Genomic DNA, 21,844 nt, shown 5'->3' on the forward strand with positions numbered 1-21,844 from the left:
TCGCCGCCGCTCATACACACGAGGGGAGAAGTAGTGCGACTGACGGACATCCTGGCGCGACTGAGCGGCGTGGAGGAGGACCACGACGGATACCTAGCGCTCTGCCCTGCGCACAACGACCAGCGTCACCCGTCGCTGAAGCTGACGCTGAAGGAGGACGGGAAGCTTCTGATCGTCTGCCGTACAGGCTGCGACCGCGCGGACATCCTGCGGAAGCTGGATCTGACGGCCTCCGACCTCTTCGACGTCCAGGGCGACGGCGCACGGACCGTCAGCGCGAAGGCTCCGGAGGCCGTCGGCGTCGCGGAGATCGCTGGTCTGAAGGTGTTCGTCGACGAATCGCGCGAGGCGCTGACGTCGGCTGACGAAGCGGTCGACTACCTGGCCCGTCGCTTCGGGCTGTCGGCCGACGTGGCGCAAGACCTGAACGTCGGCTACATGGCGCCCGGAGCTCGTACTCAGCCGTGGTTGTCCCGTGGCTTCACGCGGTACCCGCGGATCACGGTCCCGCTGGCAGGTTTCGATGGCGTCATCCGCGGTCTGCAGGGCCGTGACCTGTCGGGCAAGTGCCCGGCGCGATGGATGAGCCTGACCAACGTGCCCGGCAAGGTGTGGGCGAAGTACGGGGTCATGAGCGCGGGCACGGGCTATGACACCATCCTCGTCACGGAAGGCCCGGGGGACGGGCTGACGGCCGTCGGTGTCGGGTATGACGCGCTCGTCATCCGCGGTGCGGGACTGGCGAACAATGCCGCGCTCGTCGCGGAGCTCGTTGCCGGACTCGAAGGCCGTGACGTCGTGCTCGCAGGCGACCCCGACCCCGCTGGCGCGCGCTTCACGAACGCACTGGCGACGGCCCTTATCCGTGCCGGCCGCATCGTCCGGCGCCTGGAGTTCCCAAATCCCGGGGAGGACTTGACGGCGTGGCGCGAGCGGGCTCCGGAGTCGTTCCCGGGTGCGCTCCACAGTGCTGTTCGGTCGGCTCCGGTCGTGGAGCTGGAGGAGCCGAAGCCTGCCGCCCCGTCGACGGAGCCCGACGTCCCTGCCACGGATGCCGCGCTGGAGTCCATGGACCTCAGCGCGCGGCAGATGTTCAACAACACGGACGTTGGCACGGCCGTAATGCTGCGCGACTTCATGACCCGCTCCGGTGGGGGAGTGCGGTACGCACGGGGGCTCGGCTTCCTCGTTTGGGACGGGAAGGTATGGGCGCCGGGGGACGCGAAGGTACGCGAGGCGCTGCACCTCATGGGCGCGGAACTGATCGCGTCCGGCGACGACTCGATGCGACGGCTGGCGCTGAAGGCGCTGACGAACAGGTCTATCGACGCGATCATCAAGGAACTGCCGTCGGTGCCCGGAGTCCCTGCGAAGGCGGAGGACTTCGATTCGCGCCCGGAGCTGCTGTCTGTCGCGAACGGGACGGTCAACCTCCGCACGGGGCAGATCCATCCGCACACTCCGGCGGACATGATCACGAAGCGGCTGGATATTGCGTTCAACCCTGACGCTCCGGCGACGAGGTGGGAGCTGTTCCTCGGGGAGGTTTTCCCGAACCATCCGGAGATGCCCTCGTTCATGCGGCGGCTCGTCGGGTACGGAATCACGGGCAGCACGTCGGAACAGTGCTTCGTCTTCATGCACGGCCAGGGCGCGAACGGGAAAAGCGTGTTCCTGGACGCTCTCCTTCACGTGCTCCGTGGCGTCACGAAGTCGACGGAGTTCTCCACCTTCGAGCAGCGCGTGAACACCGGTCAGGCGTCGCCGGAGCTGGCAGCCCTGCGCGGTGCGCGGCTCGTGACGGCGAGCGAGACAGAGAAGTACTCCCGGCTTGCGGAGGGTCTCGTGAAGCAGCTGACGGGAGGCGACCCGGTGACGTGTCGCGCGCTGTACGGGAGCCCGTTCACCTACGTTCCGCGCTTCCTCCTCATGGTTGCCGGCAACTACAAGCCCGCGATCCTGTCGCAGGATCTCGGAGTCTGGCGACGGGTCAAGTTGATCCCCTTCGAAGCCACGTTCCGTGGAGCGAAGGCGGACAAGACCCTTCCGGCAAAGCTGAGGGACGAGGCAGCGGGCATCCTCGCGTGGGCCGTCCGGGGCGCACAGGAGTGGTACGCGAACGGCCTGGACGAGCCGACGTCAGTCCAGTCGGCCACGCAGGACTACCGCGAATCGGAGGACCGGCTGGCGGAGTTCATCGCTGCTCGCCTCGTCCGCGAGGAAGGCGCCCGCGTTGCTCCCATGGCCGTCCGTCGCGCGTACGCGGAGTGGGCGGAGGACGCCGGGCTAAGCCGGAAGGAGGTGCTGTCCGGTTGGGCGCTGGGCGTGGAGCTGGAGTCCCGGAACTTCACGAAGCGCCGTGTCAGCGGCAAATGGGGCTTCGACGGGATCCGGCTGGCGACAGACGCGGAGATCCAGACCGCTAGTCGACTAGCGGAGGACACGGGCCAGGCGGACGAGGAGCCGTCGGGACCGACAGACATCTTCGGGCAGTCACGAGAGGAGGGGGCAGCGTGAAGTACTTCCCGTACACCATCGCAGGCGAGCAGACCATGACCCGCGTACCGGAGACGACCGCGGACCTGGACGAGTTCCGCTCGTGGGTGGAACGCAAGGCACGCGCAAGCGAGTTCGTCGGGGCGGACACGGAGACGACGGGCCTGGACATCTACCGTCCGACGTCCCGCCTCCGAACGGTCCAGTTCGGGGACACCGTTAATGCGTGGGTCCTCCAGGTAGAGGGTCGTCCGCTGATGCAGGAGGCCGCACGGTGGGCGCTCCTGACGCTGCCGAGTCTCGGGTATCACAACGCTCCCTTCGATCTGCTTTGGCAGGACGCACACCTTGGCGTACCGCTGGCGACGCTGGCACCCAAAGTGAGGGACTCGAAGGTTATCGCGCACTTGTTCGATCCGCGACCCCGACACGAAGGCGGATACGGCCTGAAGTTGAAGGAGCTGGCGGAGAAGGACGTCGACCCGTCCGCCCCCGACACGCAGGAGGACTTGACGAAGGTCTTCCATTCGATCGGGGAGACGAAGGCGACAGGCTGGGCCGCGATTGACATCAATCACCCGACCTACCTTCAGTACGCGGGATTGGACGCGATTCTCGAAGCGCGAGTCATGCCCGTCGTCCTGAAGCGGACGTTGGACGCCGGCGTTTCGGAGCGGCTGATCGACTTCGAACACGCCGTGATGCTCGTCTGCGCGCAGATGGAGCGACGCGGGATGCTCGTCGATCAGGACTACGTGCGCCCGCTCGTGGGTCGGCTGCAGGCGGAGGCAGCGCTCCACGCGGGGAAGGCCGCGCAGTACGGCGTGACGTCGGTGAACGCACCGAAGCAGGTGGCGGCAGCTCTTGTTGGCATGGGTGAGACGCTAACGGAGACCACTGACAGTGGGGCTCTGAAGGTGGACAAGTCGATCTTGCTGGACCTGGCCGACCTGGACCAGCACTGGCAGCCGCGCGAGACGAGGAAGCCGAATCCCCTGGCGGACGCGGTACTCCGCTCGAAGCGCGCGGGGAAGTGGTCGACGTCGTACGGCGTGGCCATGCGCGACGGCCTGGACGACGCGGGACGGATCCACCCGAAGATCAACAGCCTTCAGGCGCGGACGGCGCGCATGTCCATATCCGGGCCCCCGCTTCAGCAACTCCCGTCGGGAGACTGGACGATCCGGCGTGCGCTCATCCCCGACCCCGGGATGCGGATCTTCTCCGTGGACTACTCCGCGGTGGAGATGCGCGTCCTGGCAGCGCTGGCAGACGAGAAGGTCATGAAGCGCGCGATCACCGAAGGCCGTGACCTCCACGGCTTCACGGCAGAGCTGATCTACGGGCCCGACTACACGTCGTTCCATCGGAAACTCTGCAAGGGAGTTGGCTTCGGAAAGGTCTACGGGGGAGGGGCGCTGACGCTCAGTCGTCAGACTGGCGCTCCACTCCCCGACGTGAAGAAGGCGATCAGCGCCTACGACCGGACCTATCGCGGCATCAAGCGCTTCAGCTCGAAGCTGCAGCGCGAGGCACGGGCGGACGGATTCGTCGTCTGGACTCCAGTCGGCCGGCGCCTGCCGCTGGACCGAGACCGCGTGTATGCCGCGACCAACTACATGGTGCAGTCGACGGCTCGCGACGTTCTGTGTCAGGCGCTGCTCGACATGGACGAGAAGGGGCTGACGGACTACCTGCTCCTGCCCATCCATGACGAAGCTCTCGGCTGCGCCCCGGACGACATAGCGGACGACGTCGCGCGGGAAGTGGGGGAGTCCATGTCGATGGACTTCTTCGGAGTCCCGCTCGACACGGACCCCGAAGTCGGAGGCCGTAGCTGGGGATCCCTGTACATGAAGAAGGCGGCGACGATGATCGAACATGACCCTTGGTACGCGGCCCATCCCGAGGCGGCTGCAGCTGCAGAACTGGCGCGAGCGTGAGCCCCATACGGGCGTGCGCACCAACACAGGGCAGGCGCAACGGAGTTGCTCGGACGGTGGCGGGAATTCGCCCTGCCGCCGTCCGTTCCGTACCTCGTCCCATGTGCATCACGCCTCCTCTGCGTGCTCCCGCACCTCCACAGGGCCCGTCGCATGGTGACGTTCTGCGACGGTGGGAGGAGCTGGAGTGGTGGAACTGCACATACTGCGACGCTTCGTTCACGGAAATGGTTGTAGCTGAGGTGGACCACATTGTTCCGCTTGCGCGTGGCGGCGTTCACGAGTGGTTCAACTTGACCCCCTCATGCCGAGAGTGCAACCGACTGAAGTCTGATCGGGACATGTCGGATTGGCTAGGCGTCAGCGCAGGTCAGTTGGAAGCGGAGCGCGACGCACCGGTCACATAGTGAATCGGTCAAGCGCTGAGGAGGCGCTCACATCCTCTTCACATCATCACGGTTTGGTAACGGAAGATGTTGAACTCTCGATTGTGTCGACCGACATAACCCCAGGTGAGATTGGGTCGGCCGACACAAGAGATCCACATTCGGGCCGCTTCCGAGTGCCTTAAATCACCCCAAACCGGCTTAATACCCCATCGGATTTCAGCCGCATGGCAATTGCCCGTGGAGGATTGGTGACCTACAGTCTCGATCACGTCGCAGAAGGACAACGACTGACACAGCTCCTGGACAGTCTCGAACGAGACCTGTCAGAGCTCCGTCAGATGGTGTCCATCTATGACGAAGCAGTGACCATGCCAGGCCGCCGACAGCCTGGAGTGGATGCGGACGGTACAGGCCGGCAGGCGACGCACGGACCCTCCCGCCCGACAGAGCGCACGGTGCTCGATGAGTCCCGCGCGGCTCTTCAGCGAGAACTAAAAAACGGTGCCACGTATCTCCCGTACGCCATCGCGTACGTACGAGGCATCACCGCATCTATGGATCGTGCTCTTTCTGCATGGGAGGGGGAGGACGATTCAGCTCCCGGGGGGCATTGGTGATCATCCTTACCGGACCGCAGATCACGTCGGAACAGCGCGGAGAACTCGACGAGGTGTCGGCCATCATCGACGCGCGGCTGACGTGCAGCCCCGACGTTGATTGGGTTTCCGTTACGGCGCTCTACACACTGAAGGGCTGGGAGGCGTGCCCGCTCGCGGTGGCTGACGTCGACATTGCCACGGCTGTCGGCCTCCCTGTTCTGCCGCTCCATATCTGACCTCCGCTAGTCGACTAGCGGAGCTTCGTCGCCCCCGTGCCATACGGGCCCGGGGGCTTCCCTAACCCTACGCGCCAGTAACTCGCGCTCGTATTGAAGCACAGGCAAAAGGCTCTGGGCATCGCCATGCCTCGGGTCGGCCGTGATCTGTGACCCACGCCACAAAAGTCCCGCGTCACATCTCACCGCTACCCCCACATAACCAAGTCACGCGAAGCACTCGCACACTGAGGAGAACGACATGACCCGCACTCAGGTTACGGATGAGACGATCCAGGCTGCGCAGGCTGGTGACAGCGACGCCATGTGGCAGATCGTCAGCGCATACGAGGGCGTCATCCGGCACGCGGTCCGAACCGTGGCCCCGGGTGCGTGCCAGGACGACGCGGAGGATCTGCTCCAGGAGGCACGCGCGGTCCTGATTCAGCACGTGCGCGACTACAACACCTCGTCCAGCTCCGCGAGCCTGTCAACGTTCGCGCACCACGCGGTGCGACGTGCCATCGCGGAGGCGTGGGTCAAGTCGACAACTGGCCTGACGGTTGAGCCGTCCAGCGCCCTCCGCGTGAAGCGCGCGCTTTGGGACACGGAGGGGGACATCGAAGGCGCGTGGATGATCGTCTCGTCCGACGTGGAGCCCCGTCGACGCATGAGCCGCGAACTGTTCCTCGCGACCGTCGAAGCGCTGGCCGACGTGGAGTCGCTGGAGGCCCCGCTCCGTCACGATGACGATGTGACGGCGACGCTGGCCGACACCATCCCCGACGCGTCCTCCGACTTCACCGACCCGACGGAGCGCAGGGACCTGGCCCGGTACCTCCTTCGGGAGATCCCGCAGCGTCAGTCATACGCGCTCCGCGCCTTCTACGGAATCGCCATGACGCAGGCGACAGACCAGGAAGTTGCCGCGGATCTGGAGATCAAACTGGCAGCCCTGCGGAAACTGCGGTCCAACGGGATCAAGTCCGCGCGAGCCGTTGCCGCTTCGCACTCCCTGGCTGCATGAGTCACTCACTGAACCGAGAGGAATTCCCATGGCCCGACTCCCATCCCTTGACGCCTACGACGTCCAGGGTGTCCGCCCCGACGAGGCCGCCCTGTGGGGCGAAGACGTCCGCGACGCCGTGGACGAGCTGACGCCGGACGTCACCGACTTCGAATGACCTCCGCTAGTCGACTAGCGGAGCTACCCGAGACCACTGAGGAGAGAACATGACCGAGTACGTAGCGAAGTGCTGGGCTGACGAGGCCGACACCATCACCGCGAGCGTCCAGGGCGAGTCCGTGGAACTGGCGGCGTCCAGTAACGGCCTTCACAGGATGGAGGCGTACCTGAAGTCGGCGAAGACCCGGGAGTTCGCACGCGGGCTGCTGGCCCTGGCCGACGAGATCGACGGGGGAAAGGCGACGGAGCCCGTCAAGGTCGGCGACACCGTCCGCGTCCTGCATGACAGCGCGAACGGCGCGAGTGTCCGCCGCGGAGACACCTTCGTCGTCCGGCACGTGAACGACCATGAAGTGCAGGTTGATGGTAATGGCGTGCGCGGCCGGTGGTATCTGTCGCTGACGAACGTGGAGAAGGTCGACGCCGCGCCACAGCCCGTCAAGGTCGGCGACCGCGTGACGATCGTCCGCGGCGAGAACACCAGCAGCAACGGGAAGACGGGCATCGTCGACGAGATCGACGACGCAGAAAGTCGGGTCCCGTACCGCATCGTCGACGAGATGGGCGATTACGTGGCGTGGGCCGCGGAGGTCCGTAAGGTCGACGCGCCGGCGGACGAGCTCGTGTTCGACGCCTCCCGCGTGGTCGTCGCCCCGGAGCGTGTGGCCCTCCTGGAGGAGGCGCGGAAGCAGTCGCGCCCGTCCGCGTCGACGGAGGACGTCCTGGCCGTCGCCCGATTCCTGGCGGGCGAACAGTAGGAAGCGGAGGCCCGGGGCGACTTGCTCCGGGCCTCTTTGCGTTGGAGCTCCGATAGTCGACTAGCGGACCTCTTGTGTCGGCCGACACAAGTATGTCACTCTGGTGTTCCGCAAGGAACTTACGGAGGATCCATGAAGAGCACTGCTCTGGTCATCGCGATCGGCGAGAACAAGGAAGAGGCACTCTTCCCGGTCTGTCGTGACGACGAAGCGTGTACCGCACGTGTGATGGAGCCGCTTCGGGACTCCGCGGCAACGCTGGGCGTCGTGTTCCGGATCACGGACGCAACGAGCTGCCACGCCTGTGGGTGCAGCATCTAGCCGAAACGCCCTCCGGGGCGTCCGCGGGGCATGGCCTACCCGCGCCGAGGAGGCAGGCCGTAGGAGGAGAGATGAAGCGTCCACCCGTCCGCACCTGGACGAACAGGCTGACAGGCAAGGTGACAAACCGGATCACCATCCGCGTAGAACACCGGCTGAACCTGTCGGAGCTGGTCGACGGTCTGTGCTCCGCCTACGTACGGAACATGCCGTCGGGCGAGCTGGAGCAGTTGCCCGAACAGCTCTCCGCGACGCGAATCCTGGAGACGGTCCGGGACGAGTACGAGCAGCACGGCACCGCCAACGTGTGGACGTGGTCGGAGTCCACTGGCGAGGACGACAACGAGTGCCGCGAGTGGGCGCAGCGGATCATCTTCGCCGCCTTCCCTGAGATGGAGGAGAACCAGTGACCGAGTACGGAGTCTTCAACGACGAGGGATGCATCTACGTCGCCGACACCCGCGACGAGGCAGAAGCCGAAGCGGCCAAGGAGCGCGCGGCCGATGACGGGTACCACGCCGACCTGATCAGCGTGCACGAGATGTGCCCCGACCACCGTGACGACGAGCAGCCGAAGGACGGTTGTGAGGAGTGCGCCGCGGAGGTTGACGAGGAAGACGAGGACGCTGCCAACGAGGACCCCGGTCCGAGCCTTGAGGACTACGCGAAGGCAAGCCGGATCGTCCAGAGTCTCATCCCGGGCGTTCGTCGCTAGCGCCCCGCCCCGCATACGCAAGCCCGACAACCCGGCACCCCCAGTGCCGGCGGGCGCGCGGTTCGAATCCGCGGCGGGGCACTCAAAGCACTCACACTCCGAGGAGAAACCATGCGACCGTCCCGACTTCCCTACCGCGCGGCCGTTGTAGCCGCATCGACGATGACCGTTGCAGCCCTGGCCGTCGTCCTCGTCCCCAACCCGCAGGCGCCGGGCACCTTCCCCGCGCTGGAGACGGTCCCCGTCGTCGTCGACGGCAGCTCGTCCCCGTCGCCCTACAAGCCGACCCTGGATCCTCGTCCGTCGACGAACACGACGAGGGCGGGGGAGCGGGCGACGCTGAAGCCGTCGCCCCGCCCGACGGAGCGCGTCGCGAAGCCGTCGAAGCCGTCGGCGAAGAAGCACCCGATAGCGAAGCCTCCGGCGGATATCCGGATCTCGTACTACCGCAACTGCACTGGCTTCGCTCAGAAGTGCATCGACGCGGGCGCACTGACGATGTACGCCGGAAACATCCTGGCCGGCCACAACTACATGGGATACCAGTGGCTCTCCCGCGTGCCCGTCGGCCGCACCGTGCGCGTCATCTCCGGGCCGCTGGCGGGGACTTACAGGGTCTACGGACACATGCGCCTCAACCGCCAGGGCGGATCCATCCCGTCGTTCGGTGGCGCTGCCCTCGTCCTGCAGACGTGTGAGGGAAGCGGGACGGGATTCTCTCTGCTCAAGCGCGTCAGGTAGTTGTGTCGGCCGACACAACCGTGTCATAGTGAGGGCAACGCAAGGGACTAGCGAAGGCCGGGACATGAACAAGGTGTACGAGCGGATCGAGAACGGCATCACCACTCACGTCAGCATCCGTGAAGCCATGGACGAGGTGAACCACGCGATGATGGAGGGGAAGCGGGAGGTCCGTCAGATGTCGTCCGGCCGTACGGCGCACTGGATCGACTACCGCGACGGCCGCACGGTCCGTATGACCCTGGTTGACGCGCCGGCTCCGGTGGAGACGGACAGCGAGGGGCGACGGATCGTCACCGTCAAGGGAAAGCTGTACGTAGTCAGCGCTGTGACCCCGGCACGCCCCAAGGTGGAAGGCGTCCCTTCCTGGGTCCCGGAGGCGTACGTTTCCTACTGGTCCGGGGGTCTGCTCGGACAGCCCTCCGGCCCTACGCGCCACGCCAGCGCCAGCAGGCGACCGGGCACGGTCGGTCGCGCCATCTGGGACGCGGTGAACCGCTGAATCCCCCTGGAGCCCCTGTCAATTGCGGAGACAGAGGCGCCACCACTAACGCAAGGCACTGACAAAGGAGTCAGCCATGACACCGCTCACCGGAATCGTCCAGGAGATCACCGTCTCCGCCATCAACGTCCTTGCCGGCGACGAGTTCGAACGCCACGGCAAGACATGGACGGCGAAGTGCAACGCCCGTCATGAAGGCCGCTGGACGGCACGGATTGCGGCGGAGGGCGGGGGAGTCCTCTTCATCACGACGGACACGGAGATCATCGTCCGCCGCGTGGTGCAGCGCAGGGAGAAGCCGGCGTGCGCTACCGACTGACCTTCGAGAGCGGGCTCTCCCGCATCGTCGACGACGTGGCGCAGCGCCACTTCCTCCGCCAGGCAGTGCGGAGCGGGTACGGCTGGACGAAGGTCCGCGGCGGGTATGTGGTGACCCTACCCGGCGGAGCGCTTGTGGCGCTGCTCGTAGTTCCGCTAGTCGACTAGCGGAACTTCTTTCTCGATCGGACTTGTGTCGGGGACTTACCCTCCATCTACCGAAGGAGCCCATCATGGCCCCCATCGCCACCGGTACCCGGATCACCGCCACCGACGCTGACGGCCGCGTCGCCCGCGGGACGGTTATCAGCCGGTCGATGGGTGCCAACGGTGGGGTACTGGCCTACGAGGTTGCCAACCCGGTGACGGGACGGGTGGCGCAGGTCTACCCGGACACCTACACCATTGAGGTGCGCTAAGCGCGCTCGCCACTGAGCCCCTGTCGGCCGACAGGGGCTCTTCTGCACCCGGACGAGGAGAGAGTCATGAGCAGTGCAGCACCCGTAGCCGGAGGACGCGCCATTATCCGCCCGACCGCCAATGGTGGATACGAGGTCGAGCGGCTCCCCGTAGAGACAGTGACGGACGACGAGCGACGCGCCTTCGCGGAGTTCGCCGGCCTGTCCCGCATCGAGCTGATGCGGGAACTTCGACGCTACAAGTGGGACGCGAAGACGTACAAGGACGAGACGAACGCGCTGAGGCGTGTCGTCCGCGACGCCCCGCCGTCGTACGCGGTGGAGGCCATGGCGGGGGCACTGAAGCGCGTGAAGGCGCTGCTCGATGTCCCGCGTCGGAGGAACATCCCGAAGGCGGAGCTCTTGAAGGCGCTCAACCCGGACCGGTACGCCGACGAGAAGTAGCTCCGCTAGTCGACTAGCGGAGCTGTGGGTGTTGTGCTGGTCGACACAACTGTGTCATATTGCAGTCACACCACGAGGCACTTACGGAGGACTTCATGACGAACGCCGACACCCGCCACTTCCCGCTCACCTTCCGCGTCTACCGCATGTGCCGAATCATCGTTGACCACTTCTTCGCCGTTGGCGCTCCCGAGGCGCTGATCTACGGTGACCACCCGTTCGCACACCGCGTGATGAACGACCTGATTGACGAACTGGGGGAGGCAGACGAGTGCGAGACCGACGGAGCTCGTCGCTTCAGTGCACTCTTCTTCGCCGTCGACGCCATGAAGGCGTACCACCCCGACCCCCGTGACATCGGCTTCTTCATGCCGAAGCACTGACGAACCGCCCTGGAGCCCCTGTCAATTGCGGAGACAGGGGCTTCGCTGCACCCCCACTCACACCTCCGAGCACACGAACTGAGGAGCGATGACAACCACCCGAGCCCCCTGGCACGTGAGAGCCGCGCGGAAGTACGGACAGAGCGCCGTTCTGTACGCCGCTCTCGCCCTCTCCGCCCCCGGTGAGTACGCGCTCGCGACAATGGCCGGCTGGGACGCGCGCGTCGCGTGGCTCATGCCAGCCGTCATGAGCCTGTACGCGGCCATCGGTGCCAGCGTGGCGAAGTCGCAGAAGGAAGCGGCCCGTCGGGCACTCGGTACGCCGACGGAGGCGGAGGCGAAGCGTCGGGCGAAGAACGCGACGTCGGGCGCGCTGCTCGCGCTGATGATGGCGACGGCCGCACAGATTGCGGAGCACGTACTGACTACTGGCGCGACGGGTGCCCGCGCATGGGTCGTCATCATCGTCTCGGCAGTGCCCCCGCTCGTTGCCGCGCACGTCCTGCACATTGATCCGCCCATGGATCCGGCCGACGTCGACGATGCGGCCCAACTGCCCGCGCTGGAGCCGCAGACGGCCGCTGTGGAGCCTCCCGCGAAGCGCGCGGACGAGGAGACGCCGGAGCCTGAGAACGCCCCGGAGCCGCCCATCCTGCGCTCGTACGCGGAGGTTGCGGAGGCTCTGAACGTGGCGCCGGAGACAGTCCGCGGGTGGGCCAACAACGGCACCGTGAAGAAGTACCCGGGCCTGACCGCGCACACGCGCCGGGTCGACTTGAGAGAGTGCAAGGCAGTTCAGGCCCGTCGGCAGCTCGTCGGCGCGTGAGGAGAGACGAGAGCCCCCGTCGGACATCCGGCGGGGGCTCTTTGCGTTCTACCGTGATCAGGCGACGTTGCCGGATCGTACAGCGTCGACGAACGCGCCCCACGCGCCGTCACTGATGACGAGGGCAGGACCGGTGGGCCGCTTCGAGTCACGTACGGGCATCGAGCCGGCGACGCCGTGGGCTACCTCCACACAGTCGCTCTGAGCGCCGGAGTACGTCGACTTGGTCCAGGTGTAGCCAGCCGTGGACGCGTCGGAGATGTTGGTCATTTGATGTTGTCCTTCGTTCTAGCAATGAGGTCGGCCGATGCGTCAAACGGCAGTGCTGCGGCCCGAAGCCGCTCGAACGCGCTCCCGTACAACGCGACTTCCGCCGGATCTTCGACGTACAGCGTCGACGTCATACTCTCCAACAGCGCGACGTCAAGATCTGACGTCTCAGGGAAGCCGATCACGGAGAACGGACCGGCGAGCCCCGGATGCGGAGAGGCCGTCAGCGGCAGCACTTGTATCGAGACGTGCGGAAGGTCTGTTTGATCCAACAGCCGTTGGAGCTGTTCACGCATGACGTGCGGCCCCGGGATCTGCGGTCGGAGTGCAGCCTCGTGGATGATCGCCCACAACTCAAGCGGCTCGGGACGAGTGAGGACGGCTTGACGAGCCTGCCGCACCTGCACGAGCGCGTTCACGCTCTCCGCGGTTGACGTCATGCCGATGGCTTCGATCGTCGCCCGCGCGTACGCAGCGGTCTGCAGAAGGCCAGGGATCAGGGTGGTTTGGAAGGACCGGAAGCTCTTCGCTTCAGCCTCCAGGCTGATCAAGTCCGCGTAGGCAGGGGAGATCGAGTCCCGGTACGTCTGCCACCATCCACGGCGCGCACCTTCGCGAGCGAGGCTGTGAAGGACAGCCCGCTTCGCCACGTCGTCCACCCCGTAGAGGTCGAGAAGGGCATCCAAGTCCGCAGGCTTGACGCCGATTCGGGCCGTCTCGATACGGCTGACTTTCGGTACGTTGAGCGTCGTGCGCTCCTGGACGTCATCCAGCTTCAGGCCGGCATCCTCGCGGAGGCGCTTCAGTTCAGCCCCAAGCCGTCGACGGCGGACTGTGGGATCACTCATTCGCACTCCTCCCTGACGAGTTGGCTATAAGTCTGCCGCCGATCTTCACGTGCGCCTACAGCTTTCCACAGTCAACGAGCGTGCGAGGGAGGTGGAATGCAATTTTGCAGACTTGTTCGTGCGGGTTGCATTCCTGACCGTTCGCCAGACACACTAGTCGTGCCGAACCGCACACAGCGGGTGATCGCTGAATAGGTGAGAGGGCGAGTCATGCCGTGCCAACGCTCATTAGGCCCTGCCGTCAACTTGCCGGATCCGACGACGAGTCAGGCGCCAGTCCCGAAGCCCGGTTGCGACGTTTGCCAGGCGCTGTTTGGGCAGTGGAAACAGGCCATGGAAACCGGCGGACCCGCTTACGACGTATCGCACGCGACGGATCTGGCTGTGGAAATCCGACGGCACCCGGATCACAAGCGGAGACGGCGATGACAGTCCGCACGCTCATCCGCTCTGTCCTTTGGGCACTTCGTCAGGACACGGAACCCGGCGCCCCGACGCAGCCCATCTATCAGGCGGAATGCACGACTTGCATGGAGCAGTCGGAGGCAGTGGAGGGCGAGCGGATTGGCCCGGAGCTGTGGACGCTGGTCCACGTCGGCCGACACCCTTCGCACCGGTCGTACCGCGCCGTCGCGCTGACGTTCTGGCGCGTGGTCCCGTCGGCTGACGCTGACGTGGACGACCCTCCCGCGGAGTTGGCGAGTCGGCGGCATCCATGAACGCCGCTCCGGGCGCGGATCCCGACTGCTCTGGAACGGACCCCCGGAGCAGCGGTCCCCCGTCGCGCGCCTGGAGCGGTACAGACCCGCGCACTGGCTGCTCGTCACAGCCGGCGCGCGGTGGGGCGGCAGAGCCCGGGGACCGGTGAGGTCGGCCTCCCCGCGGCTCTGTCCGTTCTACTCTGCAAGGCAAGGCAAGACGTCACACCCCCTGACCAAGAGGAGTGAACATGTCTGCACCTGTCATGGCGCCCGTGAGCGCGAGGGCGTTAGTTTCTGAAGCCTTCTTCGAGCGGCTGACGAAGCGCGTGGAGAAGAAGCACGACGTCACGTCGGAACTGGCGGAGCGCATCACGGAACAGACGCTCGCCTACCTGGCGACATGTGCCACGAAGCCCGCAGGGACACCGTCGTTGGGCATGTGCCCGACCGTGGATCTCGGATGGCATGCCTTCCTTGAGTACTCGAAGGCATATGACGAGTTCTTCGCTGCCCACGGGTGGCGGAAGGTGCACCACAACCCGTCAGACGAGCCGGGGGAGACGTACGAGAGTTCCAGGGTGGTCATCCCGCGCACGATGGAGGCCATGGAGCGCGCCGGATACGTCGTCGACCGGCCCTTGTGGGCCACACCGTCGGCCGCCTACAGCTGCGGGGGCGACGACAGTGACGGGAAGCCGGGGGACCCCAATCCTTGCGGCGACCACGGCTGAACAAGGCGGTTGACGGCAGCCCCCCGCCCGTAAGGTGGCGGGGGCTGTCGTCGTGAGGAGTACTGGTATGGCGCGAGAGATCAGCGGGACGGGCCGCGTAACGGCCTTTCGGCTCCTTCATATGTGGGAGCCCCGTCGGGTGTGCGTCATGGCGTACACGTCGACCGGGGAGTTCGGCAACACGGCTGTCGTCGGGTACGTCCCCTTCTTTGAGATCCCGGACGTATCGTTGATGGACATGGCGAATCGCCACCATCCTCAGCGGCTGTGGAGCGGAGGGGCAGGGGCTCCGCAGGGATTCCCAGAGGCATGCTGGCTCATCTGTACGGCCACGGGGGGCCGTCTCACGCGTCGTCCCGGCACGCTCGACCTGCACGACGCGGCGTGGACGCTTGAAGTGGACTCCACGGTCGACCTGGGACGGACCATGTACGCGCACGAGCGGCTCGTGGCCGGCCGTCTGCGCTTCCAGGACCCTGAGCTAATGGAGCGGGCGAAGGGGATCCTGCAGTCGGAGGACTTCGCGGCCATGGATGCCTCCGACATGCCTGCGCACACGGCAGGCTAGCGCCACACAAACGGCCCCGACTGTCTCCTTCCCCCGTGGGAGACGGTCGGGGCTTCTTCATGCCCGCCGATGGATCACTCTGCTTAGGCAGTCTTGCTGAAGAGGAAGGTGTTGTACGTCAGCACCTTAAGCGGCGGCGTCGCGGCCTCCGGGGTGGCGGAGGCCGCCGGAGCGGTCCCGGTGAGGACGGCTGCGGCGAGCGCGGTGGACAGGGCTGCGCCAGGGATGCGGCGGAGCGCGGAGTGCGGCACAAAGTCTCCCGAGTGAGGTGGGGGGTACGACCTGCGACGCACATCAAAGCAGCAGCAGTTACCACCTGGTAATGACCAGGAGTCCACTTTCTTTCTTCGGCCGCACGATCACACCAACTCCGGTGCGCCGCGGGCCGGTTCCTCATTCGGGTGACCGGGCAGGCCTCCACCTGAACGACCACCTGATACCCAAGGTCAGACAAAACGGACGTACACTGATCGCTGTGACCAGGACCGCGGCAGACCCCGCACCGCCACCTCCCGGTGGTGTGCTGTGGACGCTCGTCGGTGACATCCGAGGACTGCTGATGCTCCCCGCCGCCCTCACCCTGCAGGTCGCCCACCCCGCGGTCAGCGCGGGAGTCGACGAGCACTCCGTCTTCCGCACCGACCCGTGGGGTCGGGGAGAACGCTCCCTGCGCTCGCTCCTGATCTGGGTGTACGGCGGCGACGCGGCGGCCGACGAGGGGCGCCGGCTGCGCGAGCTTCACCAGGGCATCCACGGCGTCGACGCCCATGGCCGCCGGTACCGCGCACTCGACCCGGACTGCTACGCCTGGGTCCACGCCACCGGATTCCCCGTCTATCAGCACGCCCTGCGGTATCTGGTGCGCCCGCTCACCGGTGCGCAGGAGTGGCAGCTGTACGCGGAGTGGCTCCAGGTCGGCAGGGTCCTCGGTATCCAGGACCGGGACATGCCCCAGACTCCCGAGGAGTTCTGGCCGTACTACCGCAAGATGCTCGCCGACGAGGTGGAGCAGACCGTCGTCGTACGCGAACTGACCGCCACGGACCGGCCGTTGCCGCCGCCGGACTTCGGGCCGCCGCTCGTCTCACTCCTGCTCAAGGCGGTATGGCCGGTGCTGCTGCCGCCCTTCGCCCGCTTCCGCCGGTTCATCACCGTCGGGTTGCTGCCGCCCGATGCGCGGGACGCGATCGGCCTGGAGTGGACGGACGCGCAGGAGCGCGCGCTGCGCAGATTCGCCCGGGTCGTACGGGCCGTGGTTCCCGTACTTCCCGAGCGACTGCGCTACCTCCCGCCGGCGCGCGAGGCGCGGCGGGCCGCCAGGCTCAACCGGTAACGGCCGACCGGCTCGACCGGTCAGTGCGCCGCCAGGCTCAGCCGCCCAGACCGCCCCGTGCGATGACGTCCGCGTACCAGCGGGCGCTGTCCTTGACCGTACGGCGCTGCGTCGCGAAGTCGACATGGACGATGCCGAACCGCTTGCTGTAGCCGTACGCCCACTCGAAGTTGTCCAGCAGCGACCAGAGGAAGTAGCCGCGGACATCCGCGCCGTCGGCGATCGCCCGGTGCACCGCGGTGAGATGCGCCCGCAGATAGTCCACCCGCTCCGGGTCGTGGACCTCGCCGGACGGGTCGGCGTAGTCGTCGTACGCGGCACCGTTCTCGGTGATCACCAGCGGCACGCCCGGCAGATCGTCGCGCAGCCGGATCAGCAGCTCGTACAGCCCGTCGGCGTCGACCGGCCAGTCCATCGCGGTGCGCGGGCCCGGCGCGGGCAGGAAGCGCACATACTCCTCCGCCCCGGCCCACGGCGACGGCGCAGCCGAGGAGCCGGCGCCCACGACGGTGGGGGAGTAGTAGTTGATGCCCAGCGAGTCGATCGGCGTGGAGATGGCGTCCAGATCTCCGTCCCGGACGAAGGACCAGTCGGTCACCGCGGCCGTGTCGCGGACCAGATCCTCCGGCAGCCGGCCGTGGAAGACCGGCTCCAGGAAGATCCGGTTCCCGACGGCGTCGATGCGGCGCGCCGCGTCCACGTCCGCCTCGGAGTTGGTGAGCGGACGTACCGCGTGCAGATTGAGCGTGAGCGAGACCTCGGACGCCGACGGCAGGGCAGCGTGCAGCAGCTGCGCGGCCCAGCCGTGCGCCAGATTGAAGTGATGGGCCGCGCGCAGCGATGCGCTCGCACTGGTACGGCCGGGTGCGTGCACCCCGGATCCGTAGCCGAGAAACGCCGCGCACCACGGCTCGTTCAGGGTGGTCCAGGTCGCCACCCGGTCCCCGAGGGCTTCCGCCATGATCCCGGCGTAGTCGCCGAAACGCTGCGCTGTCTCGCGCTGCGGCCAGCCGCCCGCGTCCTCCAGCTCCTGCGGAAGGTCCCAGTGGTAGAGCGTGGCGACGGGCCGGATGTCCGCCGCAAGGAGCTCGTCGGTGAGCCGGCGGTAGAAGTCGAGGCCCTTTTGCACGGCCGGACCGCGCCCGGTCGGCTGGACCCGCGGCCAGGCGATGGAGAACCGGTAGTCGGTGACGCCGAGCCGCTTCATCAACGCGACGTCCTCGCGCATCCGGTGGTAGTGGTCCGCGGCGATGTCGCCGGTGTCACCGTTGCGTACCTTGCCCGGTGTGCGGCTGAAGGTGTCCCAGATGGACGGCGTGCGGCCGTCCTCCTTGGCCGCGCCCTCGATCTGGTACGCGGCGGTGGCGGTGCCCCAGCGGAATGCGGCCGGGAACCGAAGCTCCGTCGTCGTCTCGGGGCCTGCGTCGACAGCGGTCATGAGAAAAGAACTCCCAGGAAGTGAGATGGACCTGCGGGGGAGAGGTCAGCCCTTGACGGCGCCCTGCATGATGCCGCCGACGATCTGCCGGCCGAGCAGTCCGAAGACGATCAGTACGGGGAGAGTGCCGAGCAGCGTGCCGGCCATGATCACGGACTGGTCGTGGACATAGCCGCCGCCCAGCTGGCGCAGCGCGACCTGCACGGTCGGTTCCTGCGACGAGAGCGCGACGATCGGCCAGAAGAAGTCGTTCCACGCGGCCATGAAGGTCAGCATGCCGAGCACCGCCATACCGGGCCGGGCGATGGGCACCACGATCGACCAGAAGATCCGTGCGGTGGACGCGCCGTCCACCCTGGCCGCCTCGATCAGCTCGTCGGGCAGCGACTGGACCAGGTACTGCCGCATGAAGAAGACACCGAAGGCCGACACAAGACCCGGCAGGATCACGGCCTGCAGCTGGTTCACCCACTGCAGTTCGGCGATCAGCATGAACAACGGGATCACGCCGAGCTGTGGCGGGATCATCATCGTGCCCACCGTGACCGCCAGCAGCGCCCCGCGGCCGCGGAAGCGCAGCTTGGCGAATGCGAAACCGGCGAGCGTGCAGCACAGCACCGTGCCGACGGTGATCGATCCGGAGACGATGAAGGAGTTGAGGAGGGCCTTGCCGATGTCGGCCTCCTCCATCACCGCCCCGAAGTTGTGGATCAGATTCGACCCGGGCAGCAGCGTCGGCGGCACCTTCGCGAGATCGGCGTTGGAGCGGCTGGCCGCGACGATCGTCCAGTAGAACGGGAACGCCGAGATCAGCACGGCGAGGATCAGCAGCGCGTACGCGAGTTTGCCGCCGTGCATCGTGCGCCCGGCCCGGCTTCTTCTGGGGCGCGGCGGTGTGGGCGGTGCGCCCGCGGCGGGCTGCTCGGTCGGCGGGGCGGCGAGCGCGGTCATCGGCCGGCCTCCTTGCGGGAACGGCGGTGCGCGATCAGGGCGTTGACCCCGACGAGCACCAGGATCAGCAGGAACATCACCCAGGCGATGGCGGCGGCCCGGCCCAGATGGAAGAAGCCCCAGCCCTGCTCGTACATATAGAGGCCGAGCGTCTGGTACTGGTGTGAGATGCCGCCGGATATGGACCCCTCGAACAGCAGCGGTTCGCCGAAGAGCTGGGTGGCGCCGATCGTCGAGACGACGACCGTGAACAGGATCGTGGGACGCAGCCCCGGCAGCGTCACATGGATGAACTGCCGCCAGCGCGAGGCCCCGTCCATCTCGGCGGCCTCGTACAGCTCGCTCGGGATGGACTGCATGCCCGCCAGATAGATCAGTGCGTTGTAGCCGGTCCAGCGCCATATGACGATGGTCGAGACGGCGATCTGCGAACTGACCGTGCCCGCCTGCCAGTCCACCGGATCGAAGCCGACCAGCCCCAGGACGTAGTTGATGAGACCGAAGTCGCGGCCGAAGAGCTGGGCGAAGACCAGTGTCGCGGCGGCGACGGAGGTCGCGTACGGCAGCAGCATCGCCGTTCGCAGAAAAGTCCGGCCGCGGAGCCGGTAGTTGAGCAGATGGGCCAGGCCCAGCGCCATCACCAGCTGGGGGACGGTGGACAGCACCCCGATGGTGAAGGTGTTGCGCAGCGCGGTCCAGAAGATCTCGTCGCCGAAGAGCGCGGTGTAGTTGCCAAGGCCCCGCCACTCCATCTCGCCGGGCGTCTGCAGCTCGACCCGGTAGAGCGAGACGAACGCCGTGTAGATCAGCGGGAAGAGCCCGAAGGCGGCGAAGAGAGTGAAGAACGGGGCGACATAGGCGTACGGCGAGAGCGTGCGCCAGGTCCGGCGCGCGGCCGAGGGCCGGGCCGCCGGCTGCGGGGCGACCGGCTTCGCGGTGGCGGTGAGGGTCACGGTGCGGCCCTTCAGGAGTCGTTGCGGGGGCTCCGCTCCCGGCGGCGCACGAGTGCCGCCCCGCCGGGAGCGTGGGGGATGCCTGCCCCGTACCCCTCACATCAAGGCGGGCGGGTGGGGCAGAACTGGAAAGCCGGAGGCCGGTCCGGCCGGGTGTCGAGGACCGGTCTCCGGAGCCGTGCGGCCCGGGAAGTGCGGACGGCTTGGCGCGGCGGCGAGAAGCGGCCGCCGGGCACTCGCACTTCACGGCGCCGCTGCGTCAGCCGGTCGCGTTCGCCACGTTCTTCTTGGCGGTCGACCAGGCCTTGTCGGGTGAGGTGCCCTTGCGCTCCACCTCGCTCAGCGCGTTGGTGATCTGGTCCGCGACGCTCTTGTCGTGCACGCCGAGAACCTGGACCGGAGCCGCCTTGGCCGCGTCACCGAAGATCTGGCCGATCGGGGCGTTCGAGAAGTACGGGTCCTTGGCGGCCGCGACCTTGGCGATGGCGCCGGTCGACGAGGGGAAGTTGCCCTGCTTGGTGAAGAGCTTGGCCTGCTGCTCGGGGGCGGTGAGCCACTGGATCAGCTCGTACGCCTCCTTCTTGTGCTTGGCCGCACGCGGGACCGACAGATACGAGCCGCCCCAGTTCCCCGCTCCCGCGGGCAGCTTGGCGATGTCCCACTTGCCCTTGCCCGCGTCACCGGCCTGGCCCTTGATGTAGCCGAGCATCCAGGCGGGGCAGGGCATGGTGGCGAAGGAACCGGCCGAGAACGCCTGGTTCCACTGCGGGGACCACTGGTCGAGCTTGGCGCTCAGCCCCGCTTCGGCGGCCTGCGTGGAGGCGTCCCAGGCGGCCTTGATCGCCGGATTGTCCTCGTAGATCAGCTTTCCGGAGGCGTCGTAGTACCGCTCCTTCTGCTGGCCGACCATGATCGCGTAGAGGCTGCCGACGCTGTCCACCCAGGCGCTCTTGGCGGGCGCCTTCTTCTTGTACTCCTTGCCGAGTGCGAGATAGCCGTCCCAGGTGGACCACTTGGCGGCCAGCTGGGTGCGGTCGGTGGGCAGGCCGGCCTGCTTGAAGAGGTCGGTGCGGTAGCACATGGCCTCCGGGCCGACGTCCGTGCCCAGGCCCAGGATCTGGCCGTCCTTGCCGGTGGCCGCAGCCCACTTGGCCTCGGCGAACTGGTCCTTGAGCTTGTCCGCGCCGTACTGCTTCAGGTCCTCGAACTTGTCGGCCTGCTGCTGGGTGACGGCGGCGATCCGGCCCACCTCGATGCCCTGCACATCGGCGAGGCCGCCGCCGCCCGCGAGCCGGGTCTGCAGCGACTTCCAGTAGTCCTGCTCGTCCTCGGTGTCGCTCTGCTTGATCTTGATGTTCGAGTGGAGCTTCTCGTACTCCGCGTAGAGCCCGGCCTCCTTGTAGCCGAAGGATCCGAAGAGGTCCACGGTGAGCGTGACCTTGCCGCCCGCGCTGTCGGACGTGCCGTCCGACGAACCGGATCCACAGGCGGCGAGCAGTGCCCCGGCGAGCACGACCGCACCCAGGCGGACAGCGGCCCTCTTGGCGGCTCGGGCGATGGGCATGGGAAGCCTCCCTTGGCTTCGGTGGAGCGAGAGCGTTGAGAGCGCTCTCAGATATGCGTCTGGAGCGTGCCCCGGAGGGGCTCGCCCCGTCAAGACTCGAACACATAACGGCTTGGACTCGGGGGCAACTGCTGCCGCTGTCCCATGTATTGACACGTGTGTTTCAGGAGTTTTACGTTCAACGGCACCTGAGAGCGCTCTCAGAGGTCCCTTCCCCGTCTTTCCCGTCATG

29 protein-coding genes are annotated in these 21,844 nt (G+C 66.9%); 22 read left to right on the plus strand and 7 right to left on the minus strand.

The features are described 5' to 3' along the window. Positions 1 to 33 precede the first annotated feature (33 nt). The 19 genes from ACQEVG_RS32930 (at position 34) to ACQEVG_RS33020 (ending at position 12,255) form a co-directional block, all read left to right on the plus strand. On the plus strand, positions 34 to 2,517 hold the full coding sequence (locus tag ACQEVG_RS32930; RefSeq protein WP_432990624.1) for a phage/plasmid primase, P4 family: 2,484 nt from the start codon (positions 34 to 36) through the stop codon (positions 2,515 to 2,517). After that, positions 2,514 to 4,439, plus strand: coding sequence for a DNA polymerase (locus tag ACQEVG_RS32935; RefSeq protein WP_432990626.1), 1,926 nt, complete (start codon positions 2,514 to 2,516; stop codon positions 4,437 to 4,439). The genes ACQEVG_RS32930 and ACQEVG_RS32935 overlap by 4 nt, the downstream gene beginning before the upstream one ends. Positions 4,440 to 4,540: 101 nt before the next feature. Next, on the plus strand, positions 4,541 to 4,846 hold the full coding sequence (locus ACQEVG_RS32940) for an HNH endonuclease (protein WP_432990628.1): 306 nt from the start codon (positions 4,541 to 4,543) through the stop codon (positions 4,844 to 4,846). Positions 4,847 to 5,052: 206 nt separating this feature from the next. Further along, positions 5,053 to 5,445, plus strand: a complete 393-nt coding sequence (locus ACQEVG_RS32945) for a DUF7169 domain-containing protein (protein ID WP_432990630.1) — start codon at positions 5,053 to 5,055, stop codon at positions 5,443 to 5,445. Beyond that, the gene (locus ACQEVG_RS32950) at positions 5,442 to 5,663 is read left to right on the plus strand and encodes a hypothetical protein (RefSeq protein ID WP_432990632.1); all 222 of its coding nucleotides are present in this window, start codon (positions 5,442 to 5,444) and stop codon (positions 5,661 to 5,663) included. The genes ACQEVG_RS32945 and ACQEVG_RS32950 overlap by 4 nt, the downstream gene beginning before the upstream one ends. 241 nt (positions 5,664 to 5,904) lie before the next feature. Further along, a complete protein-coding gene (locus tag ACQEVG_RS32955; protein WP_432990634.1) occupies positions 5,905 to 6,669 on the plus strand; it encodes a sigma-70 family RNA polymerase sigma factor in 765 nt (254 codons plus the stop codon). A gap of 28 nt (positions 6,670 to 6,697) precedes the next feature. Beyond that, entirely contained in the window at positions 6,698 to 6,826 is a 129-nt protein-coding gene (locus ACQEVG_RS32960) for a hypothetical protein (RefSeq protein ID WP_432990636.1), read from the plus strand. Between the two features lie 49 nt (positions 6,827 to 6,875). Continuing rightward, a complete protein-coding gene (locus ACQEVG_RS32965; RefSeq protein ID WP_432990638.1) occupies positions 6,876 to 7,586 on the plus strand; it encodes a hypothetical protein in 711 nt (236 codons plus the stop codon). Positions 7,587 to 7,718: 132 nt separating this feature from the next. Next, positions 7,719 to 7,907, plus strand: a complete 189-nt coding sequence (locus ACQEVG_RS32970) for a hypothetical protein (RefSeq protein ID WP_432990640.1) — start codon at positions 7,719 to 7,721, stop codon at positions 7,905 to 7,907. A gap of 71 nt (positions 7,908 to 7,978) precedes the next feature. Beyond that, on the plus strand, positions 7,979 to 8,317 hold the full coding sequence (locus tag ACQEVG_RS32975) for a hypothetical protein (RefSeq protein WP_432990642.1): 339 nt from the start codon (positions 7,979 to 7,981) through the stop codon (positions 8,315 to 8,317). Then, the gene (locus tag ACQEVG_RS32980; protein ID WP_432990644.1) at positions 8,314 to 8,622 is read left to right on the plus strand and encodes a hypothetical protein; all 309 of its coding nucleotides are present in this window, start codon (positions 8,314 to 8,316) and stop codon (positions 8,620 to 8,622) included. The genes ACQEVG_RS32975 and ACQEVG_RS32980 overlap by 4 nt, the downstream gene beginning before the upstream one ends. A gap of 111 nt (positions 8,623 to 8,733) precedes the next feature. Next, a complete protein-coding gene (locus ACQEVG_RS32985) occupies positions 8,734 to 9,363 on the plus strand; it encodes a hypothetical protein (protein WP_432990646.1) in 630 nt (209 codons plus the stop codon). Positions 9,364 to 9,427: 64 nt separating this feature from the next. Then, complete coding sequence (locus tag ACQEVG_RS32990; RefSeq protein WP_432990648.1) at positions 9,428 to 9,865, plus strand: hypothetical protein; 438 nt, start codon at positions 9,428 to 9,430, stop codon at positions 9,863 to 9,865. Positions 9,866 to 9,941: 76 nt separating this feature from the next. Beyond that, the gene (locus ACQEVG_RS32995; protein WP_432990650.1) at positions 9,942 to 10,184 is read left to right on the plus strand and encodes a hypothetical protein; all 243 of its coding nucleotides are present in this window, start codon (positions 9,942 to 9,944) and stop codon (positions 10,182 to 10,184) included. Next, complete coding sequence (locus tag ACQEVG_RS33000) at positions 10,169 to 10,351, plus strand: hypothetical protein (RefSeq protein WP_432990652.1); 183 nt, start codon at positions 10,169 to 10,171, stop codon at positions 10,349 to 10,351. The genes ACQEVG_RS32995 and ACQEVG_RS33000 overlap by 16 nt, the downstream gene beginning before the upstream one ends. Before the next feature lie 65 nt (positions 10,352 to 10,416). Then, on the plus strand, positions 10,417 to 10,602 hold the full coding sequence (locus ACQEVG_RS33005) for a hypothetical protein (protein ID WP_432990654.1): 186 nt from the start codon (positions 10,417 to 10,419) through the stop codon (positions 10,600 to 10,602). A 66-nt stretch (positions 10,603 to 10,668) separates the two neighbouring features. Continuing rightward, positions 10,669 to 11,046 carry a hypothetical protein gene (locus ACQEVG_RS33010; protein ID WP_432990656.1) on the plus strand — a complete coding sequence of 126 codons (378 nt, stop codon included), beginning with the start codon at positions 10,669 to 10,671 and terminating at the stop codon, positions 11,044 to 11,046. 95 nt (positions 11,047 to 11,141) lie between these two features. After that, positions 11,142 to 11,429, plus strand: a complete 288-nt coding sequence (locus ACQEVG_RS33015; protein WP_432990658.1) for a hypothetical protein — start codon at positions 11,142 to 11,144, stop codon at positions 11,427 to 11,429. Positions 11,430 to 11,517: 88 nt separating this feature from the next. After that, positions 11,518 to 12,255, plus strand: a complete 738-nt coding sequence (locus ACQEVG_RS33020) for a hypothetical protein (RefSeq protein ID WP_432990660.1) — start codon at positions 11,518 to 11,520, stop codon at positions 12,253 to 12,255. A gap of 57 nt (positions 12,256 to 12,312) precedes the next feature. On the opposite strand, the gene ACQEVG_RS33025 is transcribed toward ACQEVG_RS33020, so the two are convergent. Together ACQEVG_RS33025 and ACQEVG_RS33030 are read right to left on the minus strand one after the other, a co-directional pair. Then, positions 12,313 to 12,525, minus strand: coding sequence for a DUF397 domain-containing protein (locus ACQEVG_RS33025; RefSeq protein ID WP_432990662.1), 213 nt, complete (start codon positions 12,523 to 12,525; stop codon positions 12,313 to 12,315). After that, a complete protein-coding gene (locus tag ACQEVG_RS33030; protein ID WP_432990664.1) occupies positions 12,522 to 13,373 on the minus strand; it encodes a helix-turn-helix domain-containing protein in 852 nt (283 codons plus the stop codon). The genes ACQEVG_RS33025 and ACQEVG_RS33030 overlap by 4 nt, the downstream gene beginning before the upstream one ends. Positions 13,374 to 14,322: 949 nt before the next feature. Between ACQEVG_RS33030 and ACQEVG_RS33035 the strand changes: the two genes are divergently transcribed. Then, positions 14,323 to 14,805 (plus strand): hypothetical protein, encoded by a 483-nt coding sequence (locus tag ACQEVG_RS33035; protein ID WP_432990666.1) that lies wholly within the window; start codon positions 14,323 to 14,325, stop codon positions 14,803 to 14,805. A 148-nt stretch (positions 14,806 to 14,953) separates the two neighbouring features. Further along, positions 14,954 to 15,373, plus strand: coding sequence for a hypothetical protein (locus ACQEVG_RS33040; RefSeq protein WP_432990668.1), 420 nt, complete (start codon positions 14,954 to 14,956; stop codon positions 15,371 to 15,373). Positions 15,374 to 15,456: 83 nt separating this feature from the next. Here the strand turns inward: ACQEVG_RS33040 and ACQEVG_RS33045 are convergent, their stop codons facing one another. Then, positions 15,457 to 15,624, minus strand: coding sequence for a hypothetical protein (locus tag ACQEVG_RS33045; RefSeq protein ID WP_432990670.1), 168 nt, complete (start codon positions 15,622 to 15,624; stop codon positions 15,457 to 15,459). Between the two features lie 224 nt (positions 15,625 to 15,848). Between ACQEVG_RS33045 and ACQEVG_RS33050 the strand changes: the two genes are divergently transcribed. Next, complete coding sequence (locus ACQEVG_RS33050; protein WP_432990672.1) at positions 15,849 to 16,706, plus strand: oxygenase MpaB family protein; 858 nt, start codon at positions 15,849 to 15,851, stop codon at positions 16,704 to 16,706. A gap of 37 nt (positions 16,707 to 16,743) precedes the next feature. Here ACQEVG_RS33050 and ACQEVG_RS33055 read toward each other — a convergent pair whose 3' ends face one another. The 4 genes from ACQEVG_RS33055 to ACQEVG_RS33070 form a co-directional block, all read right to left on the minus strand. Then, complete coding sequence (locus ACQEVG_RS33055) at positions 16,744 to 18,144, minus strand: GH1 family beta-glucosidase (RefSeq protein WP_432990674.1); 1,401 nt, start codon at positions 18,142 to 18,144, stop codon at positions 16,744 to 16,746. A 45-nt stretch (positions 18,145 to 18,189) separates the two neighbouring features. After that, positions 18,190 to 19,095, minus strand: a complete 906-nt coding sequence (locus ACQEVG_RS33060; RefSeq protein WP_432990676.1) for a carbohydrate ABC transporter permease — start codon at positions 19,093 to 19,095, stop codon at positions 18,190 to 18,192. Further along, on the minus strand, positions 19,092 to 20,048 hold the full coding sequence (locus ACQEVG_RS33065; protein ID WP_432990678.1) for a carbohydrate ABC transporter permease: 957 nt from the start codon (positions 20,046 to 20,048) through the stop codon (positions 19,092 to 19,094). Before ACQEVG_RS33065 ends, ACQEVG_RS33060 begins: the two co-directional genes overlap by 4 nt. Positions 20,049 to 20,307: 259 nt before the next feature. After that, the gene (locus tag ACQEVG_RS33070; protein WP_432990680.1) at positions 20,308 to 21,612 is read right to left on the minus strand and encodes an ABC transporter substrate-binding protein; all 1,305 of its coding nucleotides are present in this window, start codon (positions 21,610 to 21,612) and stop codon (positions 20,308 to 20,310) included. Between the last annotated feature and the right edge of the window lie 232 nt (positions 21,613 to 21,844).

The organism is Streptomyces sp. CA-135486 (genome assembly GCF_050936555.1).
Classification (GTDB): domain Bacteria; phylum Actinomycetota; class Actinomycetes; order Streptomycetales; family Streptomycetaceae; genus Streptomyces.

Coding starts and splice junctions, on each gene's coding strand:
- ACQEVG_RS32960 (WP_432990636.1), top strand. CDS start 6,698: ATGGCCCGACTCCCATCCCTTGACGCCTACGACGTCCAGGGTGTCCGC.
- ACQEVG_RS33015 (WP_432990658.1), top strand. CDS start 11,142: ATGACGAACGCCGACACCCGCCACTTCCCGCTCACCTTCCGCGTCTAC.
- ACQEVG_RS33010 (WP_432990656.1), top strand. CDS start 10,669: ATGAGCAGTGCAGCACCCGTAGCCGGAGGACGCGCCATTATCCGCCCG.
- ACQEVG_RS33040 (WP_432990668.1), top strand. CDS start 14,954: ATGGCGTACACGTCGACCGGGGAGTTCGGCAACACGGCTGTCGTCGGG.
- ACQEVG_RS32965 (WP_432990638.1), top strand. CDS start 6,876: ATGACCGAGTACGTAGCGAAGTGCTGGGCTGACGAGGCCGACACCATC.
- ACQEVG_RS33070 (WP_432990680.1), bottom strand. CDS start 21,612: ATGCCCATCGCCCGAGCCGCCAAGAGGGCCGCTGTCCGCCTGGGTGCG.
- ACQEVG_RS33020 (WP_432990660.1), top strand. CDS start 11,518: ATGACAACCACCCGAGCCCCCTGGCACGTGAGAGCCGCGCGGAAGTAC.
- ACQEVG_RS33035 (WP_432990666.1), top strand. CDS start 14,323: ATGTCTGCACCTGTCATGGCGCCCGTGAGCGCGAGGGCGTTAGTTTCT.
- ACQEVG_RS32970 (WP_432990640.1), top strand. CDS start 7,719: ATGAAGAGCACTGCTCTGGTCATCGCGATCGGCGAGAACAAGGAAGAG.
- ACQEVG_RS33030 (WP_432990664.1), bottom strand. CDS start 13,373: ATGAGTGATCCCACAGTCCGCCGTCGACGGCTTGGGGCTGAACTGAAG.
- ACQEVG_RS32945 (WP_432990630.1), top strand. CDS start 5,053: ATGGCAATTGCCCGTGGAGGATTGGTGACCTACAGTCTCGATCACGTC.
- ACQEVG_RS32995 (WP_432990650.1), top strand. CDS start 9,942: ATGACACCGCTCACCGGAATCGTCCAGGAGATCACCGTCTCCGCCATC.
- ACQEVG_RS32975 (WP_432990642.1), top strand. CDS start 7,979: ATGAAGCGTCCACCCGTCCGCACCTGGACGAACAGGCTGACAGGCAAG.
- ACQEVG_RS33060 (WP_432990676.1), bottom strand. CDS start 19,095: ATGACCGCGCTCGCCGCCCCGCCGACCGAGCAGCCCGCCGCGGGCGCA.
- ACQEVG_RS32985 (WP_432990646.1), top strand. CDS start 8,734: ATGCGACCGTCCCGACTTCCCTACCGCGCGGCCGTTGTAGCCGCATCG.
- ACQEVG_RS32990 (WP_432990648.1), top strand. CDS start 9,428: ATGAACAAGGTGTACGAGCGGATCGAGAACGGCATCACCACTCACGTC.
- ACQEVG_RS33025 (WP_432990662.1), bottom strand. CDS start 12,525: ATGACCAACATCTCCGACGCGTCCACGGCTGGCTACACCTGGACCAAG.
- ACQEVG_RS32955 (WP_432990634.1), top strand. CDS start 5,905: ATGACCCGCACTCAGGTTACGGATGAGACGATCCAGGCTGCGCAGGCT.
- ACQEVG_RS32940 (WP_432990628.1), top strand. CDS start 4,541: ATGTGCATCACGCCTCCTCTGCGTGCTCCCGCACCTCCACAGGGCCCG.
- ACQEVG_RS33055 (WP_432990674.1), bottom strand. CDS start 18,144: ATGACCGCTGTCGACGCAGGCCCCGAGACGACGACGGAGCTTCGGTTC.
- ACQEVG_RS33005 (WP_432990654.1), top strand. CDS start 10,417: ATGGCCCCCATCGCCACCGGTACCCGGATCACCGCCACCGACGCTGAC.